Source organism: Roseovarius pelagicus (assembly GCF_025639885.1).
GTDB classification, from domain to species: domain Bacteria; phylum Pseudomonadota; class Alphaproteobacteria; order Rhodobacterales; family Rhodobacteraceae; genus Roseovarius; species Roseovarius pelagicus.
Map to the genome: position 1 here is coordinate 214200 of NZ_CP106738.1, position 15511 is coordinate 229710.

The window sequence follows — 15511 nt, forward strand, 5'->3', positions numbered from 1 at the left end:
CTATGATGCGGTCAATGTTTTGGCCTCCTTTGCAGTTTTCTTTGCTGCCTCAGAACTGACCTTGAAGCGGTAGCTGTCGTTTCCGGTTTCGAGGATGTGGCAGCGGTGGGTAAGCCGATCCAAGAGAGCGGTGGTCATCTTTGCATCCCCGAAGACCTGCGCCCATTCTGAGAAGCTAAGGTTGGTGGTGATGATCACACTGGTGCGCTCATAGAGCTTACTGAGTAGGTGGAAGAGCAATGCCCCACCAGATGAACTGAACGGCAGGTAGCCAAGCTCGTCTAAGATAACCAAATCGACCTTGGTCAGCATCTCAGCCAGTTTCCCAGCCTTTCCAAGCGCTTTCTCTTGCTCCAGTGCATTAACCAATTCCACGGTCGAGAAGAAGCGGACCTTTCGCCTGTGATGCTCAATCGCCTGCACACCAATTGCTGTAGCAGTATGGCTTTTGCCGGTTCCGGGGCCGCCGATCAGCACGACATTTTCAGTCGCTTCAATGAACTCGCACCGATGCAACTGTCGGACTGTTGCCTCGTTGATCTCACTGGACGCAAAGTCAAAGCCGGTGAGGTCTTTATATGCGGGGAAGCGGGCGACCTTCGTGTGGTAGGCGATAGACCGTACCTCGCGCTCGGCGATCTCGGCCTTGAGCAGCTGTGACAGCATTGGTGTGGCAGCTTCGAACGCTGGCGCGCCCTGGGCGACCAAGTCTTCAATCGCATTTGCCATGCCGTACAGCTTGAGACTGCGTAGCATGATCACGATAGAAGCTCCTGCTGGGTCATGACGCATGGCGCTTCTCCTTAGTCTGTCGCAACCCGTCATAGCGATCGACGTTGGCCTCTGGCGTTGACTGCAATGCCAGTGCGTCCGGCGGATCGACCTCGGGGTGATCTGTCGGTCTGCGGTCGATCAATCGATGCAACAGGTTCAGGATGTGCGTCTTGGTGGGGACGCCCGCTTCAAGTGCCAGCTCCACTGCGCACAAAACGTCATCTTCGTTGTGCTGAAGGACCAGAGACAGAATGTCGACCATCTCTCGGTCACCGCCTTCTTTACGCAGCATGTGATCCTGAAGTTGCCGGAAGGCATCCGGCATCTCCGTGAACGGCGCACCATTGCGTAAGGCACCTGGTTTGCGTTGGATGACAGCGAGATAGTGACGCCAGTCATAGATGACCTTGCCGGGCTTGCGATGAGACCGCTCGATGATCCGCGCATGCTCGCAAACCGTTTGCCCTTCAGCGACCATGACCAGCCGTTCGGGATAGACATGCAAACTGACACGTCGGTTCGCAAAGCTGGCGGGAACGCTGTAGCGATTGCGTTCGAACGTGATCAGGCATGTGGGTGACACACGCTTACTATGTTCGATAAAGCCATCGAATGCCGGCGGCAGTGCCATCAGCGTGGGCTTCTCGGCCTCCCACACGTCAGCGATGGACCCCGGCAAAGCCTTGTGCGGTGTCTCTGCCCAAAGGGCGATACAGCGATCTTCAAGCCATTGGTTCAGCTCTGCCTGATCGGCAAAGACTGGCATGACCTGCCACATGCGGTTGCGCGCATCCTGCACGTTCTTCTCAACCTGGCCTTTCTCCCAACCTGCGGCTGGATTGCAGAACTCGGGCTCAAACACGTAGTGGCTGGCCATAGCCTTGAAGCGTGCATTGACGTCCCGCTGCTTGCCTTTGCCCACACGATCAACGGCGGTCTTCATATTGTCATAGATCCCGCGACCAGGCACGCCGCCGAAGACGCGGAATGCATGCCAGTGGGCGTCAAACAGCATCTCGTGCGTTTGCAGCGGGTAGGCCCGCACCAAGAAAGCCCGGCTGTGTGACAGTTTGATATGCGCGACCTGAAGTTTGACGCGCTCACCACCGATGTTGGCCCTGTCCTCGCTCCAATCGAATTGGAAGGCTTCGCCGGGCGCGAACACCAAAGGCACATAGGTGCCGCGCCCCGTCGTCTGTTCCGCTCGATGCCGATCTTCACGCCATGCCCGGGCGAAAGCTGCCACGCGTTCATAGGAACCATTATATCCCAGCTTCACCAGATCAGCATGCATTTGCTTCACTGTCCGCCGCTCTTTGCGTGACTTCCGCGTCTGGATTAAAAGCCAGGCTGACAGCCGATCCGCGTAGGGGTCCAGCTTGCTTGGACGCTTGGGCGTCTTGAACCTCGGCTCCACCGCACCTTCACGCAGATACTTCTTGATCGTGTTCCGAGACAAACCCGTCCGCCGGGCAATCTCCCTGATTGGCATTTTGTCACGCAATGCCCAGCGTCGAATGACACTCAAAAATCCCATGTCGATCACTCCAAATCCCCCCAACCAAAACCGTCGGGGAAGTGTGTTCACATGGGTCAGTTCTCAGTGACAATTTATGGGGCTACCGGGTCAGTTCTCAGTGACAATCAACACATATTGCCTGCGTTACAACTCGACCCAGCATCCACTGTGATTTCGGCGGAGATTGCACCCGCGATGACGGGCGCTTCAGACATGAGCCAGACTGTGCCAATCGATCTGGAAAAGATGCCGGAAGGGTTCCGACTTCAGCGGCTGACGTTCCTCGCTACACGAAAGTGCTTTGCGGGAATGGCGGGAAGCTTCATTGGCCGAGAAGAGCTGTTGCTTAAGCAGCTCATCAAACACGTGGAGACTTTCATTGGCTCAGATACGCTAGAAATCCCCTCGCTGTTTCACCAAGAACCTCTTCGCAAGCGCATACTCATCGGCCTTAACATCGACCTGATTGTTCAACATGTGAGCCAATACTTGCGACAAGAAAATCGTACTGCGCTTGAGCCGATTTTCGACGAGGATGAGCCTATCGGTCGAACGGGCGACATGCGCACATGGTACACCACCAAGCCGACGATAGTGGCCACCAAGTCGCACATCAGCCATGTCGTGGGTGATGCTGGTTGGGAAGGTTACGCCGCAAACGTCTTGGAGAAATCAGACAAGGTTAGATCATACGTCAAGAACGACCATCTTGGGTTTGAAATCTACTACCTGTGGAACGGCTCGAAGCGTCGCTATGTACCGGACTTTATAGTTGAGGCTTCGAACAGCTGCCTCTTGGTTCTTGAAATCAAGGGTCAAAAATCTCCCCAGAATGATGCGAAGCACGCTGCCCTCGAAGAATGGGTTGCGGCGGTCAATGAGGAAAAACGGTTCGGCAGTTGGTCTTGGGCAGTTGCCTATGAGCCGCACGAAGTAGATGATATTATCATTGCGCTTTAAGCGGATAGGCTGAATCGGCAAAAACAAACACAAACTAGGCACACAATGGCCAAGATCATCGCCCATTACATGCAACGAGCCAGCTAATGGGTAGGTGTTCAAATGATCACAAGGGAAGTTCGGTCTGGCGTGACGCAGGCCAAGCAGAACGAGGGTGCTTTAGCCTTAGTTTTTATCGAGTTTACTATGATTTCAGTGTTCGTCGGAGTATTCAACAGCAGTTGGGTATGGGGTGGTCTGACTTTCTTTGTTTCCCTTCTACTTCTCTGCACTGAACATGCTAGCAAGGCTATCCCTCCGCTTGCAACTATTGCTTGGGGCTACTTTGGTTTCACTATAGCGAATTACTTCGGCGGAACGAGCGCTGGAATAGTGGTTGGCCTGATTATAGCTGCGATGGCTTATGGTCTCCACATGCAGGCAATTGAAGGGATCGCCGATCAAAATTTCCAGGATGCCGATGAAAATAAGACTGCTGTCTCGAAGTCTCGCTTCAAAGGAAATGCCGGTCTGACTGATCTCGAACAAGAGCGGAGCCTCCGTGATGCATTCCGAAACAATGATATTGCAGCGCCCAGATCAACAGCCTTAGTTGAGGGCCGTTCTATCACTTTGTCAGTCTTCTGTATCGGCCTCTCGGCGATGGTGTTTTGGTGGTGGTATGAACCCGATCCAACGCGACAGTTTAGTGCTAGCTCTCTGCAGACATGGTCAGCTTTGAGTGATGCGGAGCGAGACATTTTTCGTATGATGCCGGTTGATCTGCGAGAGCGGGCTAATCGCCTGCAAGAGCACGACCGAGGCTACTTGATCACTGAATGGGATCGCCGCCGGAAGATGAGCTGCCCATTTGGTGCGCTCACGGTTGAGAAGTCCCGCGTTCTTTATGGCCTGCGTCGTTGCCGTTCAAAAGACGAAAGAGATTTAGCGAACTTTGCTCTCGACATTATGCTATCAAACTAAAGTGTGAGCCAAAGTGGTTTCTTGGTCCCAAATGCTCCCGATAGTACCCATCTTATTGCGCCCTATCCGCGTCCCAATCAACTTTCGGCAATAAAAATGGGTTAGACATTTCTGCCTAACCCATTCAATTCATTGGCTCCGGCGGTAGGGATCGAACCTACGACCAATTGATTAACAGTCAACTGCTCTACCGCTGAGCTACGCCGGAATACCGAGGTGCCGTATAGCAACCTCGATTTACCGCGTCCAGAGGGTTTGTGACAATTTTTTCTGCATATCTCAGTTGAGAGTGAAAATAGTTCCGGCGGCGAGGGGAGGTTTATGCGAAACGATGTTTTTTCCGTAGAGATCAATGAGATGTGCTAACACATTGCGTGTGGCAGCAGGCATCAGGCCCGCGGGCGTGTCGGTATATATGGCATCGGCAATTTGCCGTGCATTGGCCGGGCCAGCGTGCAGATGTTCCACAATGGCCGTTTCGCGTGCGCGTCGATGCTCAATCAGCCAGCTCAGACGTGCGTGCGGGTCCTCTATCGGGGCGCCGTGCCCGGGCATAAGGCGTGCTGCGCCGAGGTTGCGTAGGCGGTGGCAGGAGGCCATGAAATCGGTCACATCACCATCCGGTGGCGAGACCAGAGAGCTGGCCCACCCCATCACCAGGTCGCCGGTAAAGATGGTGTCATCTGACCTAAACGACATGTGATTGCCGAAATGACCGGGCGTCCATAGTCCCTCTAACCGCCAATCGGGCCCCTCTATAAAATCGTTGTCCTTCAGGGTGATATCGGGCGAAAATCGGCGATCCACGCCTTCGCCACCTGCTATCTCACCGGATTTAGCAAGCGCCGTCATCATGGCACTGCGGCCGGCCCGGGCATCGCCATAGGCGTAGACAGGCGCATCGGTGCGCGCGCTCAGATGTTCCGCCAGTGGAGAATGGTCGAGATGCGCATGGGTGACGAGGATGTGGGTGATCCGCTGACCTGTGTCGAGGGCGCTTAGAATGGCTTCCAGATGTGCAGGGTCCTGAGGGCCCGGATCAATCACAGCTATATCGCTATTTCCCAACATATAGGTGTTGGTGCCGCGCCAGGTCATAGGTGACGGGTTCGGTGCCAGAATACGCCGCAGGTGCGGTGCAATCAGTTCCGGCTTCCCCGGAGTAGGGTTGAATACGGCGTCTGCTGACATTGGCAAAAGGCTCCTCGGGGCGCGTCGTGGCGGGAATACGGGTTGCGCCGGATGGCGCACGGGTTAGGCTTATCTCATGTCTTTTGCTTGGCTCAAACGATATATGCCTCGGGGTCTATATGGCCGGGCCGCACTAATCCTGCTGCTGCCGGTGATTTCGGTGTTGGTGGTGGTCTCGGTCGTTTCGGTGCAACGGCTGATAGAGGGCGTGACCAAGCAGATGACCACAGCCACAGCCCGCGAAGTGCGGCTGGTTCTGGATCCGCGATCAGAGCCGAGAGATGCGGCTATCCTTGCCATTTCGGTGAACTCGATTTCACAAAGTGCAGTTCCCTCGACCGACATCAGGTCATGGTATGATTTCAGCGGCATCATCGTGATCCGCGAGTTCAGTCGTCTGTTACCCACGCTAAGGGCCGTGTCACTGGCGGATAGCCAGCTTGTGTCGCTGTATATCCAGACCGAGGATGGACCGATCGAAGTGCGCTTTGACAGACGACGGGTTTCGGCGGCGAACCCGCATCAGCTGTTTGTGAACATGGCGGTCTTTGGGGCGTTGATGACCCTTGTCGCTTTTCTTTACTTGCGCAACCAGTTGCGCCCCATCACGCGTCTGGCCAAGGCCGCAGCGGCGTTTGGCAGGGGGGAGCGTGTGACTTATCGTCCGGCTGGTGCGAACGAAGTGCGCGCGGCAGGTTTGGCCTTTGTCAGCATGCGTGCGCGCATAGAGCGGCAGATAGAGCAACGTACATTGATGCTGTCGGGGGTCAGCCACGACATGCGCACACCGCTCACGCGCCTGCGACTGAGCCTGGCGATGCTGGATGACGACGAGGAACGCGAACCGATGCTACGCGACGTGCGCGATATGGAGCGGCTGCTGGACGAATTCCTCGCCTTCGCGCGCGACGCCGCCGAAGGCGAGACAGAGCTGATCGACCCTGCTGCGTTGATCCGACAAATCGTCCAAGATTGCGAACGCGCACGTATCCCCGCGACATTGTACAAGATCGTCGGCGAGGGAGAGGTGCGATTGCGAGAGGCGGGCATACGCCGCGCTGTCGAGAATCTGATCGGCAATGCCGTGCGGTATGGCACCCGCGCCGAAGTTTCGATGCGTCTGACAGACAAGTCACTGCGCATTCGGGTCGAGGATGACGGGCCAGGTATTCCGCCTGACCGGCGTGAAGAGGCGACACGCGCGTTCACGCGGCTAGAGCCGGGACGAAATCAGGACAAGGGGACTGGTGTGGGCCTTGGACTGTCAATTGCAGCGGATGTCGCGCGAGTCCATGGCGGTAGTTTGCGATTGGGGCAGTCCGATCGGCTGGGCGGGCTTTGCGCTGATATCGTGATTGCTCGGTGATGCGCCGGAAACATACGAGGGTTAATATTTCGGACCGGTTTCATCCCAAATTCAGCGCAAGCGCGCAGCATTTGTGTGAAAATTCTGGCATTTCAAATGATTGTCTCGCAGTATTTGAAAACAGTTGCCGGGTTGTTTGATTTTGCGGGATGATCTCGCACCCTTAGGGGAAGGAAGTAGAATAACCTTGCGTCAGATCATTGCGTCGTGCCTTATGTTTTGCCCACCTGCTGGGCGGCGACGCCTGCCATCCAACTGTCGTGCGCGATTGCCGCGCGCAAGTATTCGTCTATCCAGGAGATCCGAATGACCGACAAATCTTCCGACATCGACCCGGTAGAATCCCGCGAATGGGAAGAGGCGATAGAAGATGTGATTGCCAAGGACGGCCCCGGTCGCGCGCATTTTCTGCTCGACCGCGCCGTGCGCGTCGCCCGAGAAGCGGGTGCAAACCTGCCATTCTCCGATACAACCGGGTATCAGAACACGATCCCGATCGAAGAACAGATTGGTGACTATGGCGATATTCCGATGGAATGGCGTATCCGCACGATCAACCGTTGGAATGCCATGGCAACGGTCGTCCGTCGCAACAAAATCAGCAGCGAATATGGTGGGCATATCGCGTCATTCGCGTCGTCAGCGACGATGTACGATATTGGCCTGAATCATTTTTGGCGAGCGCGGAATGAAAACCACGGTGGCGATCTGGTGTTTTTTCAAGGCCATGTGGTGCCGGGCATTTATGCGCGTTCCTTCATGGAGGGACGCATCAGCGCGGAACAGATGGATAATTTCCGCTCTGAGGTCGGCGGCGAGGGCCTAAGCAGTTATCCCCACCCTTGGCTGATGCCCGATTACTGGCAGTTCCCGACCGTCTCAATGGGGTTGGGGCCGTTGATGGCGATCTATCAGGCGCGTTTTATGAAATACATGCACAACCGGGGTCATATCGACATGGCCGACCGCAAGGTGTGGTGCTTCCTCGGCGATGGAGAAATGGACGAACCCGAGAGCCTCGGGGCGATCGGGCTCGCGGCACGCGAGCAGTTGGACAACCTCATCTTCGTGGTCAACTGCAACTTGCAGCGTCTCGACGGACCGGTGCGCGGCAATGGCAAGATCGTACAAGAGCTTGAGGGTGACTTTCGCGGCGCTGGCTGGAACGTGATCAAGCTCTTGTGGGGCAAGGGCTGGGATGAGTTGCTGGAGAAGGACGAGAGCGGCAAACTGCGACAGTTGATGGATGAAACCGTCGATGGTGATTATCAGACGTTCAAATCCAAAGACGGTGCCTATATCCGCAAGCATTTCTTTGGCAAATATCCTGAAACGGCTGCGCTGGTCGAAGACTGGAGCGATGAGCAGATTTGGGCGTTGCGCCGGGGCGGTCACAGCCCGCGCAAGGTGTATACAGCGTTCAAGCGCGCGTCGGAGACAAGGGAAAAACCTACGGTTCTGCTGGTCAAAACCGTCAAGGGCCTCGGTATGGGCGGCGCGGGTGAAGGACAGAACACCACCCACCAACAAAAGAAAATGAATGCTGAGCAGTTGAAGCATTTCCGCGATCGCTTTGATATTCCGGTGCCCGACGAGGACGTGGCCGATGCGCCGCTGGTTACGCTCAATGATGAGCAGAAGGCATATCTAAAGGCACGCCGCGACGCGTTAGGCGGTCCGTTCCCCCAACGGCAGTGGCGCGACGCGCCCAAGTTGGAAGTGCCAGACCTCGACAAATTCGAAGCGCAGCTCAAGGGCACGGGCGATCGCGAAATATCGACCACGATGGCCTTCGTACGCATCCTGACCACGCTCTTGCGTGACAAGAAGATGGGTAAGAATGTTGTACCGATCGTTCCGGACGAAAGCCGCACATTTGGGATGGAAGGGCTCTTTCGCTCGGTGGGTATCTACAACCCTCTTGGGCAGAATTACACGCCGCAAGATGCCGATCAGATGATGTTCTACAAGGAATCGAAAGACGGGCAGGTGCTTCAGGAGGGCATCAATGAGGCTGGCGCGATGTCGGACTGGATCGCGGCGGCGACGTCCTATTCCAATCACGGTGTGCCGATGGTGCCGTTCTACATCTACTATTCGATGTTCGGTTTCCAGAGGATCGGCGATCTGGCATGGGCAGCGGGCGACAGCCGGGCGCGCGGTTTCATGCTGGGTGGCACGGCTGGGCGCACGACGCTGAATGGTGAAGGGTTGCAGCACGAGGACGGTCACAGCCATGTTCTGGCGGGCACAATTCCAAACTGCATCAGCTATGACCCGACCTTCAGTTACGAAGTGGCGGTGATCATCCAGAACGGACTGCAACGGATGTATGTCGATCAGGAAGACGTCTATTTTTACCTGACGCTGATGAACGAAAATTATCAACACCCCGATATGCCAGAGGGGGTAGAGGACGGGATCCTCAAAGGTCTCTACCGGATGTCGAAGACCAAGAAACCCGGCAAGAAACATGTCAACCTTATGGGATCTGGCACGATTCTGGTTCAGGCGATCAAGGCGGCCGAGATGCTGAAGGACGATTTCGGCGTCACCAGTGATATCTGGTCGGCAACCTCGATGAACGAGTTGGCGCGTGATGGGCAGGACGTGTTGCGCCACAACCGGCTGAACCCGCTGAGCAAGCCACAAGAAGCTTATGTGAGCAAGGCGATGAAGGGCCTCAAGGGCCCGGTGATCTGTGCCACCGATTACATCAAGACATATGCGGAGCAGATACGCGCCTTTGTGCCGAACCGATTTACCGTGCTGGGCACTGACGGGTTCGGGCGTTCTGACAGCCGTGCCAATCTGCGCCGCTTCTTTGAGGTGGACGCGGCGCATATCGCGGCGGCGGCGATGACCGACCTTTTCCACGAGGGTGCAGTCAGCGAGGCGGAGCTGAAAAAGGCGCTGAAGAAATATGACATTGATGGCGACAAGCCCAACCCGCGTCTGGTGTGAGCGGATTGATCGGGAATAAAAGAGGACAGATGAAATGACAGTTGACGTGCATGTACCCGATATCGGTGATTTCACGGATGTACCGGTGATCTCGATCTTGGTCGCCGTTGGTGACACGGTCGCAGAAGAGGACCCGCTGATTGAACTGGAGAGTGACAAAGCGACGCTAGAAGTCCCAAGCCCTGCAGCCGGAAAGGTCGCAGAAATCAAGGTCAGTAAGGGTGACAAGGTGTCAGAAGGCGCGTTGATTCTGCTGCTAGAGGGGGACGCAAGCGGGTCAGGCGATACAGACGGTAGCGACGAGAAGCCGACGTCTGAGCAAAGCCCGAAGGCAGAAACATCTGGCCCGGCAAAGGAAACGACGGCAAGCCCGCCCAAGTCCGAGGCTGACGCGGCTCCGATGACGACGCCTGATTTCACAGGAATTCATGCATCCCCGTCGGTGCGTGCGTTTGCCCGCAGTCTTGATGTGGATCTGAACCAGATTTCCGGATCGGGGCGCAAGGGGCGCATTTTGCGCGAGGATGTCACTGGCGCATTCAAATCCACCGCAGCACCTGCTGCAACCACGTCCTCGGGACAGGGGGGCATGGGTATCCCGCCGATTCCGGCAGTGGATTTTTCCAAATTTGGTCCGGTGGAAGACGTGGAAATGCCACGCATTAAGAAACTGAGCGGCCCCGCGCTGCATCGTTCGTGGCTGAACATTCCGCATGTCACCCACAACGAAGAGGCCGACATCACCGATCTGGATGGCTATCGCCGCGAACTGGATGCCGAGGCCAAGAAGGAGGGTTACCGCGTCACGCTGCTCAGCTTTGTGATCAAAGCCAGCGTTTCGGCCCTTAAGCAACACTGGGAGGTCAACAGCTCGATCCACCCTGATGGTGATAAGCTGATTAAGAAAGACTTCTACAACATTGGTTTCGCAGCGGATACGCCAAACGGCCTGATGGTTCCTGTGATCCAGGATGCTGACCGCAAAGGCATTGTTCAGATCAGCAAGGAACTGGGCGACCTCAGCGCGAAGGCCCGCGATGGCAAGCTGAAGGGAGACGACATGTCGGGCGCGACCTTTACCATTTCGTCTCTGGGCGGGATCGGCGGCACGTCCTTCACGCCGATCGTGAATGCACCCGAGGTAGCGATCCTAGGTCTCACCCGGTCGAAAATGGCGCCGGTCTGGGATGGTGAGGCGTTCCAGCCACGCAACATGCAACCGCTGAGCCTGAGTTACGACCACCGCGCTATTGACGGCGCATTGGCTGCGCGGTTCTGCGCCAGCCTCAAACATCTGCTCGGCGATGTACGCCGGTTGATGCTGTAAGGGGGCAGAACGATGGATGTAAAAGTACCCGATATCGGCGACTTCAAAGACGTGCCCGTGATCACCGTGCTGGTGGCCGTAGGTGATACGGTCGCAGAAGAGGACCCGTTGATCGAACTGGAGAGCGACAAGGCGACGATGGAAGTGCCGAGCCCAGCGGCTGGCAAGGTAACGGAAATCAAGGTGAGCGAGGGTGACAAGGTCACCCAAGGCGACGTTATCATGGTGCTGGAAGGCGCAGATGCAGGTGACAGTACCGACGACGCGCCGAAAGCCGAGCAAGAAACCACTGCGCCGAAGTCGGTCGCGGCCACCGGAAGCGCCAAGGGCAAGGGCGACATGCACGCCGAGATCGTCGTGCTCGGTTCTGGTCCCGGCGGCTATACGGCGGCTTTTCGCGCCGCTGATCTGGGCAAGGACGTAATCCTGATCGAGAAATATCCGACGCTGGGCGGTGTCTGCCTGAACGTGGGTTGTATTCCGTCCAAGGCATTGTTGCACGCCGCCAAGGTGATAACCGAAGCCGAGGAGATGGGCGAACATGGTATCAGTTTTGCCAAGCCCAAGGTTGATATCGACGCTCTGCGCGGCTGGAAAGATGGCGTTGTCAGTCAGTTAACCGGTGGTCTTAAAGGTCTGGCAAAGGCGCGCAAAGTCAAAACCGTGACCGGGTATGGTAGATCTCGCCGGCCCGAACATGATTGAAGTCGAAGGCGCTGACGGCACCACGACCGTTAGTTTTGACCAATGCATCATCGCCGCTGGTTCGGAATCGGTGAAGCTGCCATTCATTCCGCATGACGATCCCCGCGTTGTCGACAGCACCGGCGCGCTGGAACTGGACGGTGTGCCCAAGCGCTTGTTGGTATTGGGTGGCGGAATCATTGGACTGGAGATGGCGTGCGTCTATGACGCGCTGGGTGCCAAGGTGACCATCGTTGAATTCATGGATCAGATTATCCCCGGCGCAGATAAGGACATCGTAAAGCCGCTGATGAAGCGTATCGACGCACGCTATGAAGCGATTGCATTGAAAACCAAGGTAACCGCTGTCGAGGCCCAGAAAAAAGGCCTCAAGGTTACGATGGAAGGCCCCGACGGCGAAGTGACAGATACCTTTGACAAGGTATTGGTGGCAGTGGGGCGTCGCCCTAACGGCAAGGCGATTGGTGCCGAGGCGGCAGGTGTCGCAGTCGACGAGCGCGGCTTTATTGCGGTGGACAAGCAGCAACGCACCGGGGTGGGTCATATTTTTGCGATCGGCGATGTGGTCGGGCAGCCGATGCTGGCGCATAAGGCCGTGCATGAAGGTAAGGTCGCGGCCGAAGTCGCTGCGGGACACAAACGCGTCTTTGATGCGCGCGTCATCCCATCGGTGGCCTATACTGATCCCGAAGTGGCATGGGTCGGTCTGACCGAGACAGAGGCGAAATCAAAGGGTATCAAGATCGGAAAGGGCGTTTTTCCTTGGGCCGCGTCTGGCCGGGCACTGTCCAACGGACGTTCGGAGGGGATGACCAAGGTTATTTTTGATCCCGAAGACGACCGTGTGCTCGGGGCTGCAATCGTCGGCACCAACGCGGGCGAACTGATTGCCGAGGTGGCGCTGGCCATTGAGATGGGCGCGGACGCCGTCGATCTGGGGCATACCATTCACCCGCACCCGACGCTGAGCGAGACGGTTAACTTTGCCGCCGAGATGTACGAGGGTACGATCACCGATCTCATGCCGCCGAGAAAGCGGACGTGATTGTGCGTTAAGTATTCGAAAACCATTGAAGGGCGGGGGCGGTCAATCCCCGCCGCCGATATGGGCACGGATGCGGGCGGTGCCGTCTTTCAGGTCAAAGCAGATGCGTGAGCTTAGCCCTCCGGCGTCCAGCAAGTCGCCTGCGGCGGGAGCGACATAGGCACGGCGGCCATCGGGCAGCATCACTTCATGCCACCGGTAAGAGGAGGAGGCGTCCGCCTCCTCTGTGACAGTCCATGGATCCGGCATGTATAAGACGGCATCGCGCAATGTTGCCAGTATCGGCGCAGATATCTGCGGGGCGCTGCGATAGTTATAAGAGCCCATGACGGCGCGCAGACGATCCAAGATCAACAAGAGATCATCACCTGACCATGCGATCAATGCGGCCTCGATCATGTCGCGCCCGGAAAAGATGGCATGTGGGGAACAGAACATATCCTCTACTTTGGAATACATCGCATGACCGGTTGCGATCTCAGTGGTCTCAATCCTTAGGTCAGGAAGGATGTCCATTGGCTCGTTCTGATGTGGATGATCAGAAAACATATCCAGAAAGCGCATCTGGGCAGACACGTCCGCGCGGCAGGTACCGCCGAAATCACGCAGACAGGAAAAGTCAGGTGCGACGTGATGCAACAACCATGGCTTTGCCGCCATGCCGTCGAGATCCGGACGCGGCGACATACCAGACCCCGCGTCTAACGCACCGTCGTTCTGGAGATGGCGCAAAGTGGCCTGAAAATGAACAATAGCTGTCGGAGGTTCGACAAGCGTCGAACGATCTACATGCAGCAGGGGATAGATATTTTCAGCGTGAACCGGCATGGCGAAGGCCATCGTCGTCAAGAAGGTCGAGCAAAGCTTGTCAGGTAGGGGCACACTGCGCCAAAGGGAGAATACAGACATGTCAGATGAAATCTGGCAGGTCGATCTGTGGCTGGCAAGCCGTTTCGTTATGTAGATAATGGCGATATTCTAGGTTTGTCATTGCCGATCTGCGTGCAATTGCCTTTTATACGCGCAATCGCTCCGCGTTAGACCCGACTACAGGAAAGCCCGAAAATGACTCGACCGACCGAGGAAAAATCAGAGGCTCCGTTTCTTCGTCTCGGTTGGCGGAACGGGCGCTTAGAGATGTCGGGTCGCCCCACTTGGCAGTCCGACCCGGAAGACCTGCATGAGACCAGCGTCGGTCGTCTATGGGCAAGGTGGAACTGGGACGGAACGCGACTGACTGCCGAAGTGGATCCTTTCGGCTTTTTCAATCTGTTCGTTTACGAAAAGGACGGTGTGATTGCGCTGTCTACTTCGCTGCTGGAATTGGTGGCCAAAGGCTGTGATGCAACGCAGGATCGGCGTGCTTTGGCGGTTTTTCATCGCATTGGCATTTTTATCCACGACGATACCCCCTTTGTTCATATCCACACCTTGCCACCGGGGGCCCGGTTGACTTGGGAAGCTGGCGTTCTGAGGATCGAAGGCGGGGTACCTATCCCGAAAGTTCAGACAATTGACCGTGAGCAGGCGGTTGAAGGCATGACGCATCATTTCCGCGTTGCCATGTCGCGCATATTGGCAGCTTGGGACGGGCCATTGACGTTACCGTTGAGCGGGGGGCGCGACTCGCGGCACACCTTGTTGGAAATGTTTCACCAAGGACGCCAGCCAGAAACCTGCGTCACGTTTCACCACAATGGGCATTCGATGAATGCCGAGGCACAGGCCGCGCGTGCGGTCGCGATCCGTGCCAATGTGCGTCACGATGTGCTGGGCCATGCCCGCCCACGACTGGCCGATAGTATGCGAGCCATCGTTAAAACCAGCCTATGCGCCGATGAACACGCCCAGATGATGCCACTGCATGACTACATGACAGGTCGTGAAGGGGCGGTGTTTGATGGGATCGCCGGTGATATCCTGACCAACCCGGACAGTGACGCGGATCGTTTCTACCGACTGGCGCTGGCGGATGATTATGCGGGGATCGCACAGGGCTTGGTTGAGGGCCATGGGCGGGTCATCTCGCAAGAGAACTGGGCGCGGGGCGCGGGGCCGATCTATTCACCCGGAATGGATGAAGAGGTGCTCGATTATATCGGACGTGCTGTCGCGGCTTACGCCGATGCGCCCGATCCGTATCAGGTGTTTTGGATGTACCACCGCACACGGAGAGAAATTAATTTTGTCCCGCAAGCTATTCTTGCGCAATCAAAAATTGTTTTTTGCCCTTACCTTGATGAAGACTTCGCAAACTTTTGCCTATCACTTCCCTATGCGGTGACAAAGGATCAGCAACTGCATAATGACGTGATCGCTCGGGCCTATCCGAAATATGCGGATATTCCCTATTCTGATGAGTTGGCCACACCGCCGCGACGCGGCGGCACTTTGCGGCACAAACTGCGTAGTGCGGTGGATGTGTGGCGGATCACCGGGTCTCTGGGGAATGTACCGGGAGGCATGCGAACATTCTTCTCCAAGTCGAACAGACTGCGCCGAAACCCGGATACAATGTATCGTCTGCATGCGGCCTGTCTCGATAAGCTGGATGCTGGACGTGCTCGCCATTTGCAGAAGCTGGCGGCAAAGTTGGAGCGGGATCGGCCAAAGCAGTTGATCTCGGACGCGATATGATGCTGGATCGCATAAAAAGGCGGCTACGGGTGATGGCCTACGAGCGTCGCCGAAACGGGG

General features: G+C 56.5%; 10 protein-coding genes, 1 tRNA gene and 1 pseudogene. 7 read left to right on the top strand and 5 right to left on the bottom strand.

What is annotated here, in order from left to right; translation table 11 throughout:
* Both istB and istA read right to left on the bottom strand, forming a co-directional pair.
* Entirely contained in the window at positions 1-792 is a 792-nt protein-coding gene (istB, locus tag N7U68_RS02115) for an IS21-like element helper ATPase IstB (protein WP_263046774.1), read from the bottom strand.
* Positions 782-2311 (bottom strand): IS21 family transposase, encoded by a 1530-nt coding sequence (gene istA, locus N7U68_RS02120; protein ID WP_263046779.1) that lies wholly within the window; start codon positions 2309-2311, stop codon positions 782-784. The genes istB and istA overlap by 11 nt, the downstream gene beginning before the upstream one ends.
* Before the next feature lie 51 nt (positions 2312-2362).
* Here istA and N7U68_RS02125 point away from each other — a divergent pair, with 51 nt between their 5' ends.
* Together N7U68_RS02125 and N7U68_RS02130 are read left to right on the top strand one after the other, a co-directional pair.
* The gene (locus tag N7U68_RS02125) at positions 2363-3253 is read left to right on the top strand and encodes a hypothetical protein (RefSeq protein ID WP_263048082.1); all 891 of its coding nucleotides are present in this window, start codon (positions 2363-2365) and stop codon (positions 3251-3253) included.
* A gap of 129 nt (positions 3254-3382) precedes the next feature.
* Positions 3383-4216: a hypothetical protein gene (locus N7U68_RS02130; protein WP_263048083.1), complete on the top strand. Its 834-nt coding sequence runs from the start codon at positions 3383-3385 to the stop codon at positions 4214-4216.
* Between the two features lie 133 nt (positions 4217-4349).
* Here N7U68_RS02130 and N7U68_RS02135 read toward each other — a convergent pair.
* Positions 4350-4424: transfer RNA gene (locus N7U68_RS02135), tRNA-Asn, on the bottom strand.
* A gap of 71 nt (positions 4425-4495) precedes the next feature.
* Complete coding sequence (locus N7U68_RS02140) at positions 4496-5407, bottom strand: MBL fold metallo-hydrolase (protein WP_263048084.1); 912 nt, start codon at positions 5405-5407, stop codon at positions 4496-4498.
* Between the two features lie 76 nt (positions 5408-5483).
* On the opposite strand from N7U68_RS02140, the gene N7U68_RS02145 reads away from it, so the two are divergent.
* From N7U68_RS02145 to lpdA, 4 genes and pseudogenes are all read left to right on the top strand, one after another.
* Complete coding sequence (locus tag N7U68_RS02145; protein WP_263048085.1) at positions 5484-6773, top strand: ATP-binding protein; 1290 nt, start codon at positions 5484-5486, stop codon at positions 6771-6773.
* Between the two features lie 306 nt (positions 6774-7079).
* The gene (aceE, locus tag N7U68_RS02150) at positions 7080-9737 is read left to right on the top strand and encodes a pyruvate dehydrogenase (acetyl-transferring), homodimeric type (RefSeq protein ID WP_263048086.1); all 2658 of its coding nucleotides are present in this window, start codon (positions 7080-7082) and stop codon (positions 9735-9737) included.
* A 34-nt stretch (positions 9738-9771) separates the two neighbouring features.
* Positions 9772-11064: a dihydrolipoyllysine-residue acetyltransferase gene (gene aceF, locus N7U68_RS02155; RefSeq protein WP_263048087.1), complete on the top strand. Its 1293-nt coding sequence runs from the start codon at positions 9772-9774 to the stop codon at positions 11062-11064.
* Positions 11065-11076: 12 nt separating this feature from the next.
* Positions 11077-12814 (top strand): annotated as a pseudogene (lpdA, locus tag N7U68_RS02160) (dihydrolipoyl dehydrogenase).
* Between the two features lie 42 nt (positions 12815-12856).
* On the opposite strand, the gene N7U68_RS02165 reads toward lpdA, so the two are convergent.
* Positions 12857-13723: a hypothetical protein gene (locus N7U68_RS02165; protein WP_263048088.1), complete on the bottom strand. Its 867-nt coding sequence runs from the start codon at positions 13721-13723 to the stop codon at positions 12857-12859.
* 156 nt (positions 13724-13879) lie between these two features.
* Here N7U68_RS02165 and N7U68_RS02170 point away from each other — a divergent pair, with 156 nt between their 5' ends.
* Positions 13880-15451, top strand: coding sequence for an asparagine synthetase B family protein (locus N7U68_RS02170; protein WP_263048089.1), 1572 nt, complete (start codon positions 13880-13882; stop codon positions 15449-15451).
* The last annotated feature ends 60 nt before the right edge of the window (positions 15452-15511 follow it).

Excerpts from the sequence above, each read along its gene's own strand:
- istB (WP_263046774.1), bottom strand. The coding sequence starts at position 792 with ATGCGTCATGACCCAGCAGGAGCTTCTATCGTGATCATGCTACGCAGT.
- istA (WP_263046779.1), bottom strand. The coding sequence starts at position 2,311 with ATGGGATTTTTGAGTGTCATTCGACGCTGGGCATTGCGTGACAAAATG.
- N7U68_RS02125 (WP_263048082.1), top strand. The coding sequence starts at position 2,363 with ATGGGTCAGTTCTCAGTGACAATTTATGGGGCTACCGGGTCAGTTCTC.
- N7U68_RS02140 (WP_263048084.1), bottom strand. The coding sequence starts at position 5,407 with ATGTCAGCAGACGCCGTATTCAACCCTACTCCGGGGAAGCCGGAACTG.
- N7U68_RS02145 (WP_263048085.1), top strand. The coding sequence starts at position 5,484 with ATGTCTTTTGCTTGGCTCAAACGATATATGCCTCGGGGTCTATATGGC.
- aceE (WP_263048086.1), top strand. The coding sequence starts at position 7,080 with ATGACCGACAAATCTTCCGACATCGACCCGGTAGAATCCCGCGAATGG.
- aceF (WP_263048087.1), top strand. The coding sequence starts at position 9,772 with ATGACAGTTGACGTGCATGTACCCGATATCGGTGATTTCACGGATGTA.
- N7U68_RS02165 (WP_263048088.1), bottom strand. The coding sequence starts at position 13,723 with ATGTCTGTATTCTCCCTTTGGCGCAGTGTGCCCCTACCTGACAAGCTT.
- N7U68_RS02170 (WP_263048089.1), top strand. The coding sequence starts at position 13,880 with ATGACTCGACCGACCGAGGAAAAATCAGAGGCTCCGTTTCTTCGTCTC.